Origin of the sequence: Stenotrophomonas maltophilia group sp. RNC7, from assembly GCF_030910085.1 — a bacterium.
Lineage (GTDB): Bacteria > Pseudomonadota > Gammaproteobacteria > Xanthomonadales > Xanthomonadaceae > Stenotrophomonas > Stenotrophomonas sepilia.
The window spans coordinates 133,981-154,316 of sequence record NZ_JAVFVN010000867.1; the positions used below are offsets into that span (position 1 = coordinate 133,981).

A 20,336-nucleotide genomic window follows, 5' to 3' on the forward strand; every position below is an offset into this window, starting at 1 on the left:
GGCATGCCTCGGGCGGGTTGGGCAGGACGCCCAACCCTGGTCTTGCCGTGTGCGCAGGAAAGCGCACACAAGCAAGCGGCTGCCAAGCCTACAGGGATGTACTTGCGGCGTCCCCGCACTCCGACATCGCCCCGCCATCCACGGATAGCCGGCTTTTGCTGTTGCTTCGACCTTTGATTGAAGCTCCGGCAGGTGCAGGGCGCAGCCCTGCCGAACCCCTTTACTTGACCTGCACGTCGATCACGCCGTCGCCGACGCGGGCCCGCAGGGCGTCACCGGGCTGTACCTGATCAACCTTCCGCACCAGGGTGCCATCATCGCTGCGGGTCAGGATGCTGTAGCCACGCGCCACGGTCGCCAGCGGGCTGACTGCTTCAAGTGAACGTGCCAGCCCGCGCAGTCGCAGTGCATCGCGCTCCAGCAGACGCTGCATCGCTGCCTGCGGTCGTCCGCGCAGGGTGGCCAGGCGGCGTTGCATCGTGTCGAGCTGGCGCTGTGGATGGTGCCCGCGCAGGACCGCCGCTGCATGGCGAAGCCGCGCGGCACGGCGCTCCTGCTGCTGGTTGAACGCGGCATGCAGGCGCCGGCCCAGATCGAGCTGGCGTCGACGCAGCAGGTCCAGTCGTGCCTGCGGGCTCTGGGCGTTCAGGCGCAACAGGGCGCGGTCGGCGCGCTGCATCGCCTGCTGCATCGCATGCCGTTGCAGCTGCACCATGCGGGCGGCCGTGCGGCGCAGGCGCAGGGCCAGTTCGCGCTGGTCGGGTACCAGCAGCTCGGCCGCCACCGAGGGCGTTGGTGCACGCAGGTCGGCGGCGAAGTCGCTCAGGCTGAAGTCGGTTTCGTGGCCCACCGCCGAGACCACCGGCGTGCGGCTGGCGGCGATCGCACGGGCCAGTGTTTCATCGTTGAAGGCCCACAGGTCTTCCAGCGAACCACCACCGCGGGTCAGCAGGATCACGTCGTAGCGGCCACTGGCATCGGCGGCCTGCAGCAGCCGGGTGATCTGCGCGGCGGCACTGCTGCCCTGTACCAGGGTTGGCAGCAGGTCCACTTCCAGCAGCGGGAAGCGCCGGCCGAGCACGCTCAGCACGTCGCGCACGGCGGCGCCGGTGGGCGAGGTGATCACGGCCAGGCGCTGCACGTGCGCCGGCAGCGGCCGCTTGCGTGCCGGGTCGAACAGGCCCTCGGCCTCCAGCCGTGCCTTCAGCTCCTCGAAGGCGCGGCGCAGCGCGCCTTCGCCGGCTTCCTCCATGTGGTCCAGCACCATCTGGTACTCGCCACGGGCGTCGTACAGGGTCACCTTGCCGCGCACCAGCACGCGCATGCCTTCGCGCGGCACGAACTTCAGGTACTGCGCCTTCATCCGGAACATCGCCGCACGCAGCTGCGCGCGCGCGTCCTTCAGGGTGAAGTAGAGGTGTCCGGAGGCAGGACGCGCCACGCTGCCCAGTTCGGCCTCGACCCAGATCGCCGGGAAGCTGCCTTCCAGCAGGTCGCGGGCCAGGGTGTTGAGCTGGCTGGGGGTGAGGATGTCGTTGTTGCGTGGCTGCATGGAAACGGCGTGCTGCGGGCGGAACGGGGGCTCAGGATCGCACGTCAGCGCGCTGTGTGCTGGCCCAGTGCCCACTGCACGTGTTCACGCACCAGCGGCGAGGGATCGTCGATGCGGGTCTGCAGCGCAGCCAGCGCTTCGGCCGAGGACGGCGCATTGCCCAGCGCCACGGCGATGTTGCGTAGCCAGCGCTCATGGCCGCTGCGCCTGATCGGGCTGCCTTCAGTGCGGCGCAGGAACTCGGCTTCGTCCCAGGCGAACAGCTGGTCCAGGCGCGCGGTATCGAGGTTGTTGCGCGCACGGAAATCGGCTTCGTCGGTGCGCTTGGCGAACTTGTTCCAGGGGCAGACCAGCTGGCAGTCGTCGCAGCCATAGATGCGGTTGCCGATCAGCGGGCGCATCTGTTCGGGAATGGCGCCGTCGTGTTCGATGGTCAGGTAGGAAATGCAGCGCCGCGCGTCCAGCCGCTGCGGGCCGGTGATGGCCTGGGTCGGGCAGACATCGATGCAGCGCGTGCAGGTGCCGCAGTGCGCCGTGGCCGGCGTATCGATCGGCAGTGGGATGTCGATGTAGATCTCGCCGATGAAGAACCAGGAACCGCCATGGCGGTCGATCAGGCAGGTGTGCTTGCCGATCCAGCCGAGCCCGGCGTTGCGGGCCAGTGCGCGCTCCAGGACGGGGGCGGAATCGACGAACACGCGGTAGCCCAGTGGCGCGACTTCGTCGTTGATCTGCGTGGCCAGCTTCTGCAGGCGGTTGCGCATCAGCTTGTGGTAGTCGCGGCCCAGCGCATAGCGCGCCACGTAGGCGCGGCCCGGGTCGGCCAGCGTCGCCCACGCTTCGGTGTCATCCTTGTGGCTGTAGTCCATGCCCACCGAGATCACGCGCACAGTGCCGGGCAACAGCTCGGCCGGTCGTGCGCGCAGGGTGCCGTGGCGCGCCATCCAGTCCATCGTGCCGTACAGGCCCTGGCCCAGCCAGTCGGCCAGGTGCGCCTCGTCCTCGCCGAGCTCGATACCGGCGATGCCGCAGCGCTGGAAGCCATGCGCGCGGGCCAGTTCGCGGATGCGCTGCACGGCCTGGGCTGGATCGACGGGGGAGGGGGCGAGGGACATGCGCACCAGTATAAAATCCCTGCATGGCCAACCTCGCCGATCTGTTCGATTCCGCTGCCGCGCGTGCGCTGGATGCCCAGGCGTCCACCCTGGCGGGGGATGCTGGCTGGGGACTGATGGCGCAGGCCGGCCAGGCCGCCTGGCAGTGCCTGCTGCAGCATTGGCCGCAGGCGCAGCGCATCGGCGTGGTGGTCGGTGCGGGCAACAATGGCGGCGACGGCCTCGTGCTGGCTCGCCACGCGTTGCAGGCCGGGCGCGAGGTGAGGGTGATCGCCCTGCCGGGCCGGGCGCCATCGACCGCGCTGGCGCAGCGTGCAACATCGGAGTTCAGGTCCGACGGCGGCGCCATCACCGAGTTCGACGGCGCGCTGCCCGAGGCCGACCTCTGGGTCGATGCCCTGTTCGGGCTGGGTTTCGAACGCGCGCCGGAGGGCGCGGCGCAGGCGCTGATCGTTGCGATCAATGCGCAGGCGGCACCTGTGCTGGCCCTGGATGTGCCCAGTGGCGTCGATGCCGACCGCGGTGCGGTACCCGGCGCGGCAGTACGCGCTGCGCGGACCCTGCAGTTCATCGTGGCCCATCGCGGGCTGTACACCGGCGACGCGCTGGATCATTGCGGGCACAAGGCCCTGGCACCCCTGCAGTTGCCCGCGGCCGCATGGCAAAGCGTGTCGCCTGCCGTGGAGTACTGGACGCAGGCACGGTTGCCGGCCCTGTTGCCGCCGCGCCGCGCCAATACCCACAAGGGTGAATCCGGCCACGTGCTGTGCGTCGGCGGCAACCACGGCAGCGGCGGTGCCATCGCCATGGCAGCCGAGGCCGCCTTGCGCGCAGGGGCGGGGCTGTTGAGCCTGGGCACCCGCCGCGACCACGTCGGTCCACTGCTGGCTCGGCTGCCCGAGGCGATGACCCACGCGTTGGAAGACGGCGAAGCGCTGCCGGCCTTGCTTGACAGGGCCAAGGTGGTGGCGATCGGGCCCGGTCTGGGCCAGGACGAATGGGCACGCGCACTGTTTGCGCGGGTGCTGGCCAGCGCCAAACCACTGGTGGTCGATGCCGACGCGCTGAACCTGCTGACGCAGGATCCGCGTGCCTTGCCCGGCGCCGTCCTCACACCGCACCCGGGCGAGGCCGCACGCCTGCTCGGCTGCAGCACCAGCGACATCCAGGCCGATCGCTACGCCTGTGCGCAGACGCTCGCCGAGCGTTTCCATGCGGTGGTGGTGTTGAAGGGCGCCGGCAGCATCGTGGCGGCGCCCGGGCAAACGCCCCGGTTGATCGCCGCCGGCAATCCCGGCATGGCCGTGGGGGGCATGGGCGACCTGCTCACCGGCATCATCGCCGGCCTGCGTGCGCAGGGCCTGGCCGCCTTCGATGCCGCCGCGGCGGGCGCGTTGCTGCATGCGCTGGCCGGCGACGCGGCTGCCGCTGACGGCGCACGCGGCCTGCTTCCTACTGATCTGCTGGCGCCGCTGCGGCGACTGGCCAACCCGGAACGCTTCCCATGACCGATTTCTTCCTTGCCGACAGCGACGCCACCGAACTGCTCGGGCAGTGGCTGGCGGCCACCCGGCCCCCGCAGGCGCTGATCGAACTGCGCGGCGACCTGGGCGCCGGCAAGTCGACCACGGCCCGCGCGCTGCTGCGGGCGCTGGGCGTGCAGGGCGCGATCCGCAGCCCCACCTACACCCTGGTCGAGCGCTATCCGCTGGCCAGTGGCGGTGAGGCGTGGCACCTGGACCTGTACCGCATCGGCCAGGCCGGTGAGCTGGATTTCCTCGGCCTGGACGAAGGCAGCGCGGTGCTGTGGCTGGTCGAATGGCCGGAACGGGGCGCCGGCGCGCTGCCGCCGACCGACCTGGTGGTGGCACTGGAGATCGAAGGACATGGGCGCCGCGCCAGTCTCACTGCGGGCAGCGACGTTGGACATGAATGGCTGAAACGGCTGCCCCAAGGGGGCGACTTGCAGGCCATTTCTGTCGGCTGACGAGAACAAAGATCGGCAGGTTACGGATTATTAAGGAAAAAGGTGTTGCATTCCGTTCAGCGCGGTGATTGAATCCTGAGCCATGCGCCCGGGGAACCGTCTCATCGCCATCTGTGCCGCCGTCGGACTGGGTCTGGCGAGCGTCAGTGCGTGGGCGGGTGAAGTCCGCCAGGTGCTGCTGAACACCGGCGCGACCGGCACCCGTGCCGAGATCTCACTGGTCGGCAGTGGCGGCTACAAGACCCTGTCGCTGGCCGGCCCGAACCGCCTGGTGGTCGATTTCCCCGACTCCAGCGCCGTACGCAACCTGAAGATGCCGGCCGCGCAGGGCGTGGTCACGGCGGTGCGTACCGGACAGCCGGTCCCGGGCACTTTCCGTGTCGTGTTCGACCTTGCCGAATCGGTGGCGCCGTTCCGCCCGCAGATGCAGCGCGAGGGCAATGAATCCAAGCTGGTGATCGAATGGCCGGGTGATGGCCCTGCCATGGCCACCAGCCGCCCGGCGACGCCACCGGCGGTGCAGCCGCAGGCGGCCGCTGTGGGGGGCTCAGTCGCGCCCACGCCGGCCGAGAACGCGCAGTCACGCACCGATGCTGCGCGGGCCACCGCCCTGCTGACCGCACAGGTGCAGCAGCAGGCCAGCGCCAGCGCCGCCGCACCCGCCACGCCGACCCCCGCACCGACCAGCGCGCCGGCCCAGGTTGCTGCGGCAGGCGTCGCGGCCAGCAGCACGCCTTCATCCTCGCCGGCTGCAATCCTCGCCGGCCAGCGCACTGCTGCGGTGGTGACCACGCCGCCGGCAACGGCCCCTACACCGGCACCGACGCCGGCCGAGCCGCCGCGTCCGGCCATGCCCAGCGATGCATCGCGCATCCGCATGCAGCCCGGCATGCGCCATCTTGTGGTGGCGATCGATCCCGGTCATGGTGGCCAGGACCCGGGTGCGATCGGCCCGACCGGCAAGCGTGAGAAGGATGTCACCCTGGCCGTGGCGCGTGAGCTGGCCCGCCAGGTCAACGCCACGCCGGGCCTGAAGGCCTACCTGACGCGCGACAGCGACGTGTTCATCCCGCTGCCGATGCGTGCGCAGAAGGCGCGTGCGAACAAGGCGGACATCTTCATTTCGATCCATGCCGACGCGGCCGAGAACCGCTCGGCCACGGGTTCGTCGGTGTACGTGCTGTCGACCAAGGGTGCCTCTTCGCAGCGCGCCCGCTGGCTGGCAGACAAGGAAAACGCGGCCGATCTGGTCGGTGGCGTTCGCCTGCAGCAGACCGAGGGCACGCTTGCCAATGTGCTGTTGGACCTGGCGCAGAGCGGCTACATGAAGGCGTCCGAAGACGCCGCCGGCCACGTGCTGGGCGGACTGAAGCGGATCGGCAACAACCACAAGCCGAACATCGAGCGCGCCAACTTCGCGGTGCTGCGCACGTCGGACATGCCAGCGATGCTGGTGGAAACGGCGTTCATCTCCAATCCGGATGAAGAGCGCCGCCTGACGGACCCGGCTTACCAGCGCAAGGTCGCTGGCGCTGTGCTGGATGGCGTGCACACCTTCTTCAGCCGCCAACCGCCGCCGGGCACGTTGTATGCTGCCCGCGCGCAGGCCGAGATCGACGCCGCAGCCACCATGGCCGGCGGCAGCAAATAACCCGCCGAAGGCGGGTTTCTGCTTTCTGCAGAGTCGAGCCGCGCTCGACTGGGCCTTGCCGGTAGCCCGTCAGTCGAGCATGGCTCGACTCTACCCTCGGCCGCTCCGTTATCATCCCCGCATGACGTCTGCTACCCATCCGCGCCCGATCCGGCCGTTGCCGGAGATCCTGATCAACCAGATCGCCGCCGGCGAAGTGGTCGAACGACCCGCGTCGGTGGTCAAGGAGCTGGTCGAGAACGCGATCGACGCCGGCGCCAGCCGAGTTGATATCGATCTTGAAGAGGGCGGCGTGCGCCTGATCCGCATCCGCGACAACGGCAGTGGCATCGCGCCCGAGCAGTTGCCACTGGCAGTGTCGCGCCATGCCACCAGCAAGATCGCCGATCTTGACGATCTCGAATCGGTGGCCACGCTCGGTTTCCGGGGAGAAGCGCTGCCGTCGATCGCATCGGTCAGCCGCTTCACCCTGTGCTCGCGCCGCGCGCACGACGAGCACGGTTCGGCACTGCAGATCGAAGGCGGCAAGATCGGCGAGGTGACCCCGCGCGCGCATGCGCCGGGCACCACGGTGGAAGTGCGTGAGTTGTTCTACAACGTGCCGGCGCGGCGCAAGTTCCTGCGCGCCGAGCGTACCGAACTGGGCCATATCGAAGAGTGGCTGCGTTCGCTGGCGCTGGCGCGGCCGGATGTCGAGCTGCGCGTGTCGCACAACGGCAAGGCCTCGCGGCGCTACAAGCCGGGCGATCTGTATTCCGATGCACGCCTTGCCGAAACGCTGGGCGAGGATTTCGCCAACCAGGCCGTGCGCGTGGACCACAGTGGCGCCGGCCTGCGCCTGCATGGCTGGATTGCGCAGCCGCATTATTCGCGCGCGAGCGCCGACCAGCAGTACCTGTACGTCAACGGTCGCTCAGTGCGTGACCGCAGCGTCGCCCACGCAGTGAAGATGGCCTACGGCGACGTGCTGTATCACGGCCGCCAGCCGGCCTATGTGCTGTTCCTCGAACTGGATCCGACCCGCGTCGACGTCAACGTGCATCCGGCCAAGCACGAGGTGCGCTTCCGCGATTCGCGGCTGGTCCACGATTTCGTCTATCGCACGTTGAAGGATGCGCTGGCCGATACCCGTGCAGGCATGTCGGCGCAGGAGATCGGTGCCGGCCCCGCACATCCGGCGGACGCCGCCGCCGTCCCGACGGCATCGAGCGCCGGCGCGTCGGGGTTCGGGCTGGTGCGTGGGGCTGCGCCCGGCTCGGGAGGTGGTGGTGGCGGATTTTCAGGCTGGCGTCCGCAGCAGCCGCTGGGCCTGCAGGTGGCCGATGCACCGGCCGCCTACGCCGCGCTGTATGCCACGCCGGCCGGTGCCGAACGCGCAGCGGCGTTGCCGCCGATGCCGAGCGAGAACGGGTTGCCGGTGACCAGTGCCGACGCGGGTGTACCGCCGCTGGGCTACGCGATCGCGCAGCTGCATGGCATCTACATCCTGGCCGAGAACGCTGAAGGCCTGATCGTGGTCGACATGCATGCGGCCCACGAACGCATCGGCTACGAGCGCCTGAAGAATGCGCACGATGGCATCGGCCTGCAGTCGCAGCCGTTGCTGGTGCCGATCACGCTGGCGGTGGGCGAGCGCGAGGCCGACACCGCCGAAAGCGAAGCCGACACACTGGCGGCGCTCGGCTTCGAGGTGACCCGGGCCGGCCCCGGGTCGCTGCACGTGCGCAGCATTCCGGCACTGCTGGCGCATGCCGAACCGGAAGGACTGCTGCGCGACGTGCTGACCGACCTGCGCGAGCATGGCCAGAGCCGCCGCGTGGCCAGTGCACGCGACGAGCTGCTGTCGACCATGGCCTGCCATGGCGCGGTGCGTGCCAACCGGCGCCTGACCGTGCCGGAAATGAACGCGCTGCTGCGCGACATGGAAATCACCGAACGGTCCGGCCAGTGCAACCACGGCCGACCGACCTGGGCCCGTTTTTCGCTGGCGGAGATCGACCGCTGGTTCCTGCGCGGACGTTGAGGGGAGCATCGATGCGTTATCGGGGAGTGGCGGGCCTGCTGGCCGCCGTGGTGTTGGCCGCCTGCAGCCCGGCAGCTCCGCCGGCGCCGACGGTCGCTGAAGATCCGGCCTACGCGGCCGCGCAGCAGCAATGGCGTGTAGCGCGCTACCAGGACCTGACCCGGCCCGATGGCTGGACGGCCCTGGTCGGCCTGCACTGGCTGCAGAACAAATCCCATTTCGTTGGCAGCGGCGCCACCAACGGCATCCGCCTGACGGTTGGCCCGGACAGGCTGGGCCTGCTGCGCCGCGACGGGACGCAGTGGTGGTTCACGCCTGAAGCCGGTGTCGATGTCAGCCACGACGGCCAGCCGGTGCGTGGCCGCATCCGCGTCGACACCGACAAGGACGCGCAGCCGACGCTGCTGGCCTTCGATGGCGGCAAGGGCCAGCTCAGCATCATCCGCCGGGGGCCACGGGACGCGCTGCGGGTCAAGCATGCCGAGGCACCGGCGCGGCGTGATTTCGCCGGCCTGCAGTACTGGCCTGGCGGCGCGGACTGGCAGGTGCAGGCGCGCTTCATCGCGCATCCGCCGGGGAAGACCTTGCCGATCGTCGACATCACTGGCCTGACCACCGAGATGCCCAATGCCGGTGCGGTGGAGTTCGAACGTGATGGCCGCAGCTGGCGCCTGGAGGCCATCGGTGCGGCCGGGCAGCCACTGTTCCTGATCTTCGCCGACCGCACCAGCGGCCGCGGCAGCTATCCGGCCGGGCGCTATCTGGATACCGAGGCCCCCGCTGCAGACGGCACGGTGCGCATCGATTTCAACCATGCCTACAACCCACCGTGCGCGTTCACCGCCTACGCGACCTGCCCGCTGGCGCCGCCGGAAAACCGGTTGGACCTGCGCGTGGAAGCGGGCGAGAAGGCCTACCACCTGCCTGAAGGAGAAGGCTGACCATGCCGATCAAACACCTGTTCCGTGCCGCGCTGCTGCTGGCGGCCTGCGCAGTGGCGCCACTGGCCACGGCCCGCGATGGCCAGGCCAGCCCTGCCGCGGCCGCGGCCGCAACCGCAACGGCGGCCAAGCCGCCGGTACCCCTGTTGTGGAAAGTCACCGGCCCGGGCGATGCACGCGTGTACCTGCTGGGATCGTTCCATCTGCTGAAGCCACAGGACTACCCGCTGTCGCCCGATGTCGAGCAGGCGTTCGAAGCCTCGCAGCGGGTGGTGTTCGAACTGTCGCCGGAAGACATGCAATCGCCCCAGCTGGCCAGCCGCATGGTGCAGGCCGCGACCCGCACCGATGGCAGCGAGCTGAAGCGTGATCTGGATGCGGCCACCTGGCAGAAGCTGCAGGCCTTTGCTGCCCAGAACCAGTTGCCGCTGGCGCAGATGCAGGGCATGAAGCCCTGGTTCGTCGGCCTGAGCATTTCGATCGGGCAGATGCAGAAGCTGGGCCTGGACCCGGCGCTGGGCCTGGACCGCCACTTCATGGAGCGCGCGCAGAAGACCGGCCGCAAGACCGCGGGACTGGAAGATATCGATACCCAGATCGGCATGCTGGACGGGATGACGGTGCAGGAACAGCGGCAGATGCTGGCCGAAGCACTGGACCAGGCCGGCAAGGCCGATGAGCAGGCGCGGCTGCTGCATGATGCATGGCGTCGCGGCGACGAGCGCCTGCTGTGGACCAAGATGGCGGCAGAGATGCGCCAGCAGTATCCGCAGCTGTACCAGCGCATCAACACCGGTCGCAACGATGCCTGGGTGCCGAAGCTGCAGCCGTACCTGCAGGCCGGGCAGGGCGGTACGCTGGTGGTGGTCGGCACGCTGCACCTGCTGGGCAGTGATGGCGTGGTCGAGAAGCTGAGGGCGAAGGGCTACAAGGTCGAGCGCGTGTGCACGGGGTGCAAGGCCAAACGCTGACGCACGGTTGGCGCGATGCCAAACAAGACGGCGCGCCAGGGGCGCGCCGTTTTCGTCTCAGCCGTTGCTGCAGCTCAGCGGCGGGTCTTGCCGCCGGTGCCGGTACCGGTGCCGGGTTCGCCGGGCTTGTTGCCGGTTCCCGTTCCGGTGCCGCCCGGGCGCGGGCCACCGAAGCCGCTGCCCATGCTGCGCTGGAATTCCTGCCACAGCTCCAGATTGCGCTCGGTCAGCTGGTTCATCATCGCCCACGGGGTCTGGCCCAGCAGGTTGCCCATCTGCTGGCGGAACTGCTGCTGCTGGTCGAGGAAGACCTGCATGCTGCGCTCCAGGTAGTTGCCCATGAAGCCCTGCAGGGAATCGCCGTAGAAGCGGATCAGCTGGCTCAGCAGCTGGGTGGACAGCATCGGTTCGCCGTCCTGTTCCTGGTCGGCGATGATCTGCAGCAGGACCGAACGGGTGAGGTCGTCGCCGCTCTTGGCGTCGCGGACTTCGAAGTCTTCACCGTCCAGGATCAGCTGGCGCACGTCCTCGATGGTGATGTAGCTGGAGATCTCGGTGTCGTAGAGACGGCGGTTCGGATACTTCTTGATGATGCGGGTCGCAGCCATGAAGCGGTACTCGTCACAGTAGACGCGCAGCATGGCGCAGTGCAGCAGCGGTTGCAACCGCCCCAGCCCCCGCCAGGCTTGGCTTTCAGCAGCGATCATGTTGCGCAGCAAGGGTTTGCGTGCTGCGCAGCATGACCATCGGCAGGGGCCGTCAGCGCACGCCGCAGCGGCCCCTGCGCGGCTTACCAGCCCATGTGGTGGCCGCCGTTGATGTCCAGGTTGCTGCCGGTGATCCATGAGGCTTCCTCGGCCACCAGGAAGGACACGCCATAGGCGATTTCCTCCGGCTTGCCGAGGCGCCCGGTGGGGATATCGGCGATGATCTTGGCGCGCACGTCCTCCGGAACCGCCATCACCATGTCGGTGGCGACGTAGCCGGGCGAAATGGTGTTCACGGTGATGCCGAAGCCGGCGTTCTCGCGGGCCAGCGAAATGGTGAAGCCGTGCATGCCGGCCTTGGCCGCGGCGTAGTTGGCCTGGCCGTACTGGCCCTTCAGGCCGTTGATCGAGCTGATCTGGATGACCCGGCCCCATCCGCGGCGCCGCATGCCTTCGATGACCGGACGGGTGACGTTGAACACCGAATTGAGGTTGGTGTTGATCACATCGTGCCACTGGTCCGCGCGCATGCGGTGGAACGTTGTGTCGCGGGTGATGCCGGCGTTGTTGACCAGGATCTCGACCGGGCCCAGCTCGGCCTCGACCGCACGCACCAGCGCCTCGGCGCTGCCTGGATCGGAGACATCGCCCGGGAAGATCGACACGTTGTAGCCGCGCTCGGTCATCGCCTGCTGCCATGCGCGGGCCTTGTCCTCGTCGCGGTAATTGGTGGCGACCCGGTGGCCCTGGTCGGCCAGGCGTTGGCAGATGGCGGTACCGATGCCGCCGGTTCCGCCGGTGACCAGTGCGACGCGAGATGTCATGGAGTGCTGTCCGGGAATCAGATGGGGGAAGGGGGATTCTGCAACATCGGCGCGGAAAGTGCGCCGGCCGGCAACAGGATGTCGGTCCGCGGCAGTCGAACCGGGTCGAATGCCCGTTGCGCAGCGTGCAGCAGCGCATCCCGGTCATCGGCGCCGTCCAGTGCGGCAGGGGCCTGGCCCAGCAGCTGCCAGAGCGCGCGCATTACCGGCACCGGCCTTGTACTGTCCACCGGCAGCGACGCCAGCGACTTGGACAGTTTGTGGCCGGGGGCGTCGAGCAGCAGCGGCAGGTGCCAGTAGCGCGGCACGGCCAGGCCCAGCGCCTGCTGCAGCAGGATCTGCCGCGCGGTGGAATCGAGCAGATCGGCGCCGCGCACCACTTCGGTCACCCCCTGCGCGGCGTCATCGACCACCACCGCCAGCTGGTAGGCCCAGCAGCCGTCGGCACGGCGCAGCACGAAGTCGCCGACTTCGGCATGCACGTCCTGCTGCTGCGGGCCACGCAGGCCATCGTCGAAGTGCACGACGCTGCCCGGTGGCACGCGGAAGCGGACGGCGGGGTCCGGTCGCGGTTGCCGCGCAACGCAGCGGTGGTGGATGCCGCCGCTGGCAGCCAGTTCGCTGCGGCTGCAGTGGCAGATGAAGGCCTGGTCGCTGGCCAGCAGCACGTCCAGCGCGGCCTGGTAGGCCTCGCCTCGAGCGCTCTGCCACAGGACCGGGCCGTCGTGGACCAGGCCGAACGCAGCCAGTGCCTGCAGCTGTGACTGCGCGGCGCCGGGCACGGTACGCGGCGGGTCAACGTCTTCGATGCGCAGCCGCCACAGGCCGCCGTGGTGGCGGGCCAGCAGCCAGCTGCCGAAGGCGGCAAGCAGGGATCCGGGGTGGAGCAGGCCGGTCGGCGAGGGCGCGAAGCGGCCGCAGGGAACAATGGCGGTCATGCAGGCTGAATCGTCGGTCAGGTTGGCGCTTGAATTCAAGCTGAGCGCACCGCAAATTGACGGATATCGACCCCTTCCGAGCCGGATTTTCCCATGTTCACCCGTATTGCCCTGTTCCTGGCGACCAACCTCGCGGTCCTGATCCTGGCCGGCATCGTCATGTCGATCCTGGGCGTGGACGCGCGTTCGATGAGCGGCCTGCTGGTGATGGCCGGCATCTTCGGTTTCGGTGGCTCCTTCATCTCGCTGCTGCTGTCCAAGTGGATGGCCAAGCGCTCCACCGGTGCGGTGGTGATCACCGAGCCGCGCAACCAGACCGAGCGCTGGCTGCTGGCCACGGTCGAGCGCCAGGCCAAGGCCGCCGGCATCGGCATGCCGGAAGTGGCGGTCTATGACGGCCCGGAGATCAATGCCTTCGCCACCGGTGCCAACCGCAACAACGCGCTGGTGGCCGTGTCCACCGGCCTGCTGCACAACATGAGCGAGGACGAGGCCGAAGCGGTGCTGGGCCACGAGATCGCCCACGTCGCCAACGGTGACATGATCACCATGGCGCTGCTGCAGGGCGTGCTGAACACCTTCGTGATCGTGCTGGCCCGCGTGGTCGGCGGTATCATCGACAGCGCGCTGTCGGGCAACCGCGAAGGCGGCGGCCGTGGCTTTGCCTACTACATCATCGTGTTCGTGCTGGAGATGGTGTTTGGCCTGTTCGCCACGATGATCTCGATGTGGTTCTCGCGCCACCGCGAGTTCCGCGCCGATGCCGGCGGTGCCGCGCTGGCCGGTCGCCAGAAGATGATCGCCGCGCTGGAGCGCCTGCAGCTCAACCACGGCCAGAGCACGCTGCCGACCCAGATTGCCGCGTTCGGTATTGCCGGTTCGACGGCGAAGAAGCTGTTCATGAGCCATCCGCCGCTGGAAGAGCGCATTGCCGCGCTGCGGGCGTCGACGGTGGCGTAAGCTTCTGCTTTCAAGATAGTGCAGGAACGCCTGGCCTCGCGCCGGGCGTTTTTGTTTGCGCGCCGATGCATTGGTGGCGCCGGGTACGACCTGGCGAGAGTCGTTTCCGCGACCGCGGAGGGGTGTCACTTTCTTTGCTCGTGCAAAGAAAGTAACCAAAGAAACACGCCGCCGGGGCGCGAGCCGTCGCTACGCGCCGGTACCCTGCGCTTCTCGGCGAATCAGGGGACGGCGCCGAACTCGCTGCGCTCAGACACCGGCGCCTCTTCGCCCCTGATTCGCCTGCGATGCTCGGCTCGCTCAAGGCGGACTGGAAGATCAAGATCAAGAACAACAGCATCCACCCGTCGCGAAGATGTACTGGGTGCAGCTGTGGCATTTGACCTTGGGTCCGCCTTGAGCGAGCCGAGCACCGCAGGTCCGGCGAGGGCGAAGAGGTGCGGGTGTCTGAGCGCAGCGAGTTCCCGCACCGTCCCTCGGCGGGCCGAGGAGCGCAGGGCACCGGCGTGCGCAGCGCGTCGGCTCGCGGCCGGCGGAGCGTTTCTTTGGTTACTTTCTTTGCGCGCAAAGAAAGTGACAAGCACGATCACCGCGGATACGGGAACGGCACCTTCGCAGGTGCCGTCTCCATGAATCGCTTTTACACGGAATCTCAGAACTTCGCGTCAAACTCCGCCGCGTAACCGGTGTTCACCAGCACCTTCTGCAGCGACTCGGCCACCTTCAGGTTGCCGGCCACGATCTGGTGGGTCTCCGGGCCACGGTTGTCCATGCGGCCCAGGGTCGCGCCCTTGAAGTCACAGACCTTGCCGCCCGCCTCGCGGACCAGCAGCAGGCCGGCAGCGATGTCCCACGCCTTCACGCCGGCTTCGAAGTAGGCATCGGCACGGCCGCAGGCCACGTAGGCCAGGTCCAGTGCCGCCGAACCGGTGCGGCGGATGTCCTCGCCGTGCACCAGCAGGGCGTCGACCGCCTTCAGCTGGGCGCTGGCGCGGCTGCGCTCGCGCGGGGCGAAACCGGTGTGGATCATCGTGCCTTCCAGGTCCTTGCGGTCGGCCACGCGGATGCGGCGGTCGTTCAGCACGGCGCCGGCACCCCGGCTGGCGGTGAACAGTTCATTGCGCAGCGGGTCGAAGATGACCGCGTCGGTCGGCTCGCCGTTCTCGACCAGCGCGATCGACACGCAGTAGTGCGGCACGCCACGCAGGTAGTTGCTGGTGCCGTCCAGCGGGTCGATGACCCACATCTGGCGGCGCTCGCCCTGCACGCCACCTTCTTCGCCGAAGATGCCGTAGTCCGGGTAAGCGCGCTTGAGTTCCTTGACGATGACCTTTTCCGCGTCCGCATCCACTTCGCTGGCGTAGTCCATCCGGCCCTTCTGCACCACGTTCAGTGCCTCGAGCTTGTTGATGTTGCGCAACAGGACGTTGCCGGCGAGGCGGGCGGCCTTGACCATGACGGTGACGGCGGGTTTCTGCATGGCGTGGGCTCCCGGAAAGGCAGAAGAGATGGACTGGCGGGGGAAAAGAGCGGGTCCGGCGCAGTGGCCGACCGCACAGTTTACCATTGGTCATCGTCCAGCTCGACCTTTTCCCTGTTCATGTCCCAGTTTCCCGCCGCCACCCGCCTCCGATTCGTCCTGGTCGGTACCCAGCACCCCGGCAACATGGGGGCCGCCGCCCGTGCCCTGAAGACCATGGGCCTGGCCCGCCTGGTGCTGGTCGCCCCCGAGAAACCGCTGGACGAGGAGGCCTTCCGCCGCTCGGCCGGTGCCGAAGATGTGCTGGGGGACGCCCCGGTGGTGGCCACCCTGGCCGAGGCCGTGGCCGATTGCCGCCTGGTGCTGGGCTGCACCGCGCGTGCCCGCCGCGTGCAGCTGGAGGAGTACCTGCCGGCCGATGCCGCCGCTCGTGCGGTGGCCAAGGCGGGAGAGGGCGCCGAGGTGGCGCTGGTGTTCGGCCGTGAGCGCACTGGCCTGACCAACGAGGAGCTGCAGCTCTGCCACGCCGCAGTGCACATCCCGTCAGACCCGGCGTTCAGTTCGCTCAACCTGGCGGCCGCCGTACAGGTGCTGGCCTATGAAACGCGCATGCAGCTGCTGGGCGCGCAGCCGGCCCCCAATGCCGAGCCCGGCTTCCGCGAACAGGCAGCAAGCCATGAACAGATGGAGAGCTTCTTCGCCCAGCTCGGTGACACGCTGGACGAGATCGATTTCCACAAGGGCCGCGCCCCGGAATCGGCGATGCGCAAGCTGCGCCGGCTGTTCCTGCGCAGCGAGCCGAGCGAGCAGGAAGTGCGCCTGCTGCGCGGCATCCTTGCCGACACCCAGCGGATGGCGCGGCTGGCACAGGCGGGCAACAAGGACAGCTGACGACGTTCTCATTTTTTCGGGTAGTCTGTCCGGATACCCAGGGGGGATGAAGCCTGTGTCGGGTCTGCGAAGGGCAGTGCAGAGGGGACTGCTGAGCCTGGTCATGATCCTGCTGGCCGGGACGGTGCATGCAGCACCGGACCCGGTGCTGGTGCTGGGCCGGATCAGCGATGATCCCAAGGCCCATTACGAGCAGCTGCAACCGTTGCTGGACTATGTAGTGGCACGCATGCACGACGTCGGCATCACCGAAGGGCGGATCCTGATGGCACGCGACCCGCAGCAGATGGCCAGCTATCTGCGGCGGGGGCGGGTCGACTGGGTCACGGAAACGTCGGGTACGGCGGTGGCACTGGGCCAGCGCAGTGGCGCGCGGCCGCTGCTGCTGACCGAGCGCAACGGCGTGCGTGAGTACCAGACCGTGTTCTTCGTGCGTCGCGACAGTCCGATCCAGCGGATCCAGGACCTGCGCGGGCATCGCCTGGCGCTGCAGAACACGGCGTCCACCAGTGCCTACCTGGTGCCGGTGATGACGCTGCTGCAGGAAGGGCTGGCGCCGCAGATCCTGGCCGGTGTGTGGGACGTGCCGGGCCGGGACAGCGTGGGGTACGTGTTCGCACGTAGCGAGTTGAACATCGCCACGTTCGTGCACAAGGGCATGGTCGAAGTGGGGGCGGTGAGCAGCGTGGACTGGAATGACGAGCGACGGATGCCTGCGGCATTCCGGCGCGACTTCCGCGAACTGCTGCGCACCGAACCCTACCCGCGGGCGGTGGAAATGGTTCGCGCCGACCTTGACCCGCGGGTGCGTGACCGGCTGCAGGACGTCCTGCTGCAGGCGGCCAGCGACCCGCAGGCACAGGGGGCGCTGCATCGGTTTTTCGGCACTTCCGGTTTCCACCGCGTCGATGCGCATGCGCAGCAGCGGCTGGATGAATTGAAACAAGGATTGACGCGCGTGCGGATGGAAGTGGAATGAAGTGGCTCGGCTCGGGAATGCAGGCCCGGTTCCTGCTGGCGATGGGCGGGGCGATGGTCGTGGTGGTGGCGATCCTGGCGGTGTTGCTGGGGCGGCAGGCGGCGATGCAGGGCGAGGTGCGCAACCTCAGTGGTGGCGTCATCCATGAACTGTTCGACCGCAGCGTGCGCAGCCGCGGCGAAGCAATGGCGCGCGAGCTGTCCGACGCGCTGGCCAACCCGTTGTACTACCGCGACCTGGATCAGGTCGGTGCGCTGGTGCGCAACACCGCACGGCAACCGGTCGTGCGCTATGTGCTGGTGTTCGACGAACGCGGCCGGCTGGTGCATGACGGCTCGATCGAGGTGTCCGGCTTCGGCCAGCCGATGACCGACCCGCTGGCCCCCAAGGCCGCGGTGGCGCAGGCACTGGTGGTGCAGGAATCGCCCAAGGTGCTCGACAACACCATGCCGATCATGGTCGGCAACCAGCGCATCGGCGGGGTCCGCGTCGGCATGGCGCTGGACGAGGTGCAGCAGCGCGAACAGGCCGCCAATGCCACGCTTGGCGAGCGCCTGCAGCAGGTCGGCAGCCGCCACCTGGGCTGGCTGCTGCTGATGCTGGGCCTGCTGGTGGTGATCGGCGTGGTGGTGATCCTGTACGTGCAGCGCACCCTGGTGGCGCCGATCCGGGACCTGGCCGCTGCGGCGCGCCGCATCGAAGCTGGCGACTACCAGGCGCCGCTGGCCGAGAACACCCGCGACGACGAGGTCGGCGAGCTGGTGCGCGGCTTCGCCCGAATGCGCGATGCCATCGCCCGGCATGACCGCGAGGTGCGGCGCATGGCCTATACCGATGCGCTGACCGGGCTGACCAACCGGCTGGCATTCCGGGAAGCGCTGGACCATCGCCTGATGGCCGCGCGCGCATCCAATCATCGGCTGGGCCTGCTGTTTGCCGACATCGATGATTTCAAGCGCGTCAACGACACCCTGGGCCATGAGGCCGGTGACGAAGCGCTGTTGCAGTTCGCGCAGCGCATCGGCAGTGCGGTTGCCGAGGCCGGTGGCGATGAAGCCCTGCTGGCCCGCTTTGGCGGCGACGAGTTCGTGATCCTGGTCGGTGATGGCGACGTGGCGGCCAACGCACGGCTGCTGGCCGAAGTGCTGGTGCGCGAGCTGGGCAAGCCGCTGGTGGTGCAGGGCCGGGAACTGTTCCTGGGCACTTCGATCGGCGTGACCCTGTTCCCGGACGATGCCGCTGATGCGACCACGCTGCTGAAGAACGGCGACATCGCCATGTACCAGGCCAAGATGGCCGGCAAGAACTGCTACCGCTATTACAGCCGTGCGATGGACCACGCGGTCGAGCGCCGCGTGCACATGGAGCAGGAGCTGCGCGGGGCCTGGGAGCGCGGCGAGCTGCGCCTGGCCTACCAGCCGATCTTCCGCATGCGCGACCGGCGCATGGTCGGCGTGGAAGTGCTGCTGCGCTGGCAGCATCCGACCCTGGGCACGATTCCGCCGTCGGTGTTCATCGAAGTGGCCGAGCAGAGCGGGCTGATCGAGCTCATCGGCCCGAAGGTGCTGCGTGCGGCCTGCATGGAAGCCTCGCAGTGGCCACGCGGGGCGGGCGGCGATGATCTGTTCGTGTCGGTGAATGTGTCGCCGCGGCAGCTGCGCGGCGGTGAACTGCCGGCATTGGTCGCGCAGTGCCTGCACGAGTCCGGGCTGCCGGCGTCGCGCCTGCACCTGGAGTTGACCGAAACCGCGGTGATCGGCGACGAAATGGTTGCCGCGCAGCTGCTGGACAAGCTGCACCGCACCGGCGTGAAGGTCTGGCTGGACGATTTCGGCACCGGCTTCTCCGGGCTCAGCCACCTTCGCCAGGTACCGGTGGACGGCGTGAAGATCGACAAGAGCTTCGTGGCCGACATGCAGCGCGATCCCGACGATCTGGCGCTGACCACGGCGATCATCGCCATGGCCCACGCACTGGGCATCACGGTGGTGGCCGAGGGCATCGAGCAGCAGGCGCAGTTCGAACTGCTGGTGCAGCGCGGCTGCGATCTTGGCCAGGGCTACTGGCTGAGCCACCCGGTGACCGCCACCGAAGTGGTGCGGATGATCGAATCGGGCCTCTGACCTGCTGCCGTTGTCCTGGGGTCAGATCCCTTTTCCGCAGGAAAAGGGATCTGACCCCGCCCCCGGATTACAGCGGGCGCTTGCTCGGGTCGCCCGGCAGCTCGCGCACCAGCTTGGGAATCAGATAACCGGACAGGCGTGCGGTCAGGCCGGCAATCAGCGCCTTGGCCTGGGCATCGTCCACTTCGAAGTGGGCCACGCCTTCGACCCGGTCCAGCTGGTGCAGGTAGTAGGGCAGCACGCCGGCGGCGAAGCTGCGCTCGCTCAGGTCCTGAAGGGCCTGCACGCTGTCGTTGACCCCGCGCAGCAGTACCGCCTGGTTCAGCAGCTGGGCGCCGACGCCGCGCAGGCGGGCCATCGCCGCGTCCACGCTGGCGTCGAATTCATTGGCGTGATTGGCGTGGACCACGATCGCCAGCGGCCATGGCAGGCTGCCCAGCCAGCACACCAGTTCATCGTCCACGCGTTCCGGCAGCACGATCGGCAGCCGGGTATGGATGCGCAGGCGGCGGATATGCGGAATCGCGCGCAGGGCGTCGGTCAGCTCGACCAGCTTGTGCGTGGCCAGTGACAACGGGTCACCGCCGGACAGGATCACCTCGTCGATGTCCGGGTCGGCCGCGATGGCGGCTACGGCCTCCTGCCAGCCGCCCTTGGCAGCGTTTTCCGCGGCATAGTCGAAGTGGCGGCGGAAGCAGTAGCGGCAGTTGATCGCGCAGCTGCCGGTGGCGACCAGCAGAGCACGGCCACGGTACTTCTGGATCACCCCGGTAGCCTTCCTGGCGGCACCATCGCCCACCGCGTCGAAGCTGAACCCGGGCGCCGGGCGCATTTCCTCGCCGATCGGCAGCACCTGGCGCAGCAGCGGGTCGGCCGCATCGCCCACGCGCATGCGGGCCACGAAGCCCTCGGGCACGCGCAATGCGAACTGGTTCATGGCCGCCTCCGAGACACCCAGCGCCGCCGGGTCCAGCTGCAGCCGGGCCAGCAGGGCGTGCGGGTCGCGCAGCGCCTGGCGCCAGAGCTGCTGCCAGCGCGCGGGCGCGCCTGGCGACTGGGGCCGGGGGAAGGCGGAAAGCTGCATGGAGAGGGGGCCTGCGGTTATCATGGGGGCAGAAAAACAGTCGCCCACCGGCATCCGGTGGGCTTTCCATTCTAACGGCTCGCCGCACCCGCGGCGTTTCTGCCACTCAG

General features: G+C 68.6%; 17 protein-coding genes. 10 read left to right on the forward strand and 7 right to left on the reverse strand.

All coding sequences use genetic code 11. From position 1 onward, the window contains the following. Positions 1-220: 220 nt before the first annotated feature. Both xseA and queG read right to left on the reverse strand, forming a co-directional pair. On the reverse strand, positions 221-1,552 hold the full coding sequence (xseA, locus tag RCF13_RS21255) for an exodeoxyribonuclease VII large subunit (RefSeq protein WP_061478066.1): 1,332 nt from the start codon (positions 1,550-1,552) through the stop codon (positions 221-223). A 44-nt stretch (positions 1,553-1,596) separates the two neighbouring features. Continuing rightward, positions 1,597-2,667 (reverse strand): tRNA epoxyqueuosine(34) reductase QueG, encoded by a 1,071-nt coding sequence (gene queG / locus RCF13_RS21260; protein WP_061478065.1) that lies wholly within the window; start codon positions 2,665-2,667, stop codon positions 1,597-1,599. Between the two features lie 23 nt (positions 2,668-2,690). Here queG and RCF13_RS21265 point away from each other — a divergent pair, with 23 nt between their 5' ends. The 6 genes from RCF13_RS21265 to RCF13_RS21290 all read left to right on the forward strand — a co-directional run bounded on the left by RCF13_RS21265 (position 2,691) and on the right by RCF13_RS21290 (position 10,240). Further along, positions 2,691-4,175, forward strand: coding sequence for an NAD(P)H-hydrate dehydratase (locus tag RCF13_RS21265; protein ID WP_231352216.1), 1,485 nt, complete (start codon positions 2,691-2,693; stop codon positions 4,173-4,175). Continuing rightward, entirely contained in the window at positions 4,172-4,654 is a 483-nt protein-coding gene (gene tsaE, locus RCF13_RS21270; protein ID WP_180868293.1) for a tRNA (adenosine(37)-N6)-threonylcarbamoyltransferase complex ATPase subunit type 1 TsaE, read from the forward strand. Before RCF13_RS21265 ends, tsaE begins: the two co-directional genes overlap by 4 nt. An 82-nt stretch (positions 4,655-4,736) precedes the next feature. Next, positions 4,737-6,305: an N-acetylmuramoyl-L-alanine amidase gene (locus RCF13_RS21275; protein WP_154351146.1), complete on the forward strand. Its 1,569-nt coding sequence runs from the start codon at positions 4,737-4,739 to the stop codon at positions 6,303-6,305. Between the two features lie 121 nt (positions 6,306-6,426). Then, positions 6,427-8,328: a DNA mismatch repair endonuclease MutL gene (gene mutL / locus RCF13_RS21280; RefSeq protein ID WP_061478061.1), complete on the forward strand. Its 1,902-nt coding sequence runs from the start codon at positions 6,427-6,429 to the stop codon at positions 8,326-8,328. An 11-nt stretch (positions 8,329-8,339) separates the two neighbouring features. Beyond that, positions 8,340-9,269 carry a DUF1684 domain-containing protein gene (locus tag RCF13_RS21285; RefSeq protein ID WP_134969527.1) on the forward strand — a complete coding sequence of 310 codons (930 nt, stop codon included), beginning with the start codon at positions 8,340-8,342 and terminating at the stop codon, positions 9,267-9,269. Between the two features lie 2 nt (positions 9,270-9,271). After that, complete coding sequence (locus RCF13_RS21290; RefSeq protein ID WP_231352215.1) at positions 9,272-10,240, forward strand: TraB/GumN family protein; 969 nt, start codon at positions 9,272-9,274, stop codon at positions 10,238-10,240. A 74-nt stretch (positions 10,241-10,314) separates the two neighbouring features. On the opposite strand, the gene phaR is transcribed toward RCF13_RS21290, so the two are convergent. The 3 genes from phaR to gluQRS form a co-directional block, all read right to left on the reverse strand. Beyond that, positions 10,315-10,947: a polyhydroxyalkanoate synthesis repressor PhaR gene (phaR, locus tag RCF13_RS21295; protein ID WP_231352214.1), complete on the reverse strand. Its 633-nt coding sequence runs from the start codon at positions 10,945-10,947 to the stop codon at positions 10,315-10,317. 83 nt (positions 10,948-11,030) lie between these two features. Continuing rightward, entirely contained in the window at positions 11,031-11,771 is a 741-nt protein-coding gene (gene phbB / locus RCF13_RS21300) for an acetoacetyl-CoA reductase (protein WP_111200717.1), read from the reverse strand. Positions 11,772-11,788: 17 nt separating this feature from the next. Next, on the reverse strand, positions 11,789-12,709 hold the full coding sequence (gene gluQRS / locus RCF13_RS21305; RefSeq protein WP_134969068.1) for a tRNA glutamyl-Q(34) synthetase GluQRS: 921 nt from the start codon (positions 12,707-12,709) through the stop codon (positions 11,789-11,791). 93 nt (positions 12,710-12,802) lie between these two features. On the opposite strand from gluQRS, the gene htpX reads away from it, so the two are divergent. Further along, positions 12,803-13,669 (forward strand): protease HtpX, encoded by an 867-nt coding sequence (gene htpX / locus RCF13_RS21310; protein WP_061478057.1) that lies wholly within the window; start codon positions 12,803-12,805, stop codon positions 13,667-13,669. A 652-nt stretch (positions 13,670-14,321) separates the two neighbouring features. On the opposite strand, the gene RCF13_RS21315 is transcribed toward htpX, so the two are convergent. Further along, positions 14,322-15,149, reverse strand: coding sequence for an inositol monophosphatase family protein (locus tag RCF13_RS21315; RefSeq protein ID WP_005417749.1), 828 nt, complete (start codon positions 15,147-15,149; stop codon positions 14,322-14,324). A 120-nt stretch (positions 15,150-15,269) separates the two neighbouring features. Here RCF13_RS21315 and RCF13_RS21320 point away from each other — a divergent pair, with 120 nt between their 5' ends. From RCF13_RS21320 to RCF13_RS21330, 3 genes are all read left to right on the forward strand, one after another. Beyond that, entirely contained in the window at positions 15,270-16,040 is a 771-nt protein-coding gene (locus RCF13_RS21320; protein ID WP_061478056.1) for an RNA methyltransferase, read from the forward strand. 103 nt (positions 16,041-16,143) lie between these two features. Then, entirely contained in the window at positions 16,144-17,019 is an 876-nt protein-coding gene (locus RCF13_RS21325) for a phosphate/phosphite/phosphonate ABC transporter substrate-binding protein (RefSeq protein ID WP_229298570.1), read from the forward strand. After that, a complete protein-coding gene (locus RCF13_RS21330; protein ID WP_134969067.1) occupies positions 17,016-19,142 on the forward strand; it encodes an EAL domain-containing protein in 2,127 nt (708 codons plus the stop codon). Before RCF13_RS21325 ends, RCF13_RS21330 begins: the two co-directional genes overlap by 4 nt. 67 nt (positions 19,143-19,209) lie before the next feature. Here the strand turns inward: RCF13_RS21330 and epmB are convergent, their stop codons facing one another. After that, complete coding sequence (gene epmB, locus RCF13_RS21335; protein ID WP_231352213.1) at positions 19,210-20,226, reverse strand: EF-P beta-lysylation protein EpmB; 1,017 nt, start codon at positions 20,224-20,226, stop codon at positions 19,210-19,212. Between the last annotated feature and the right edge of the window lie 110 nt (positions 20,227-20,336).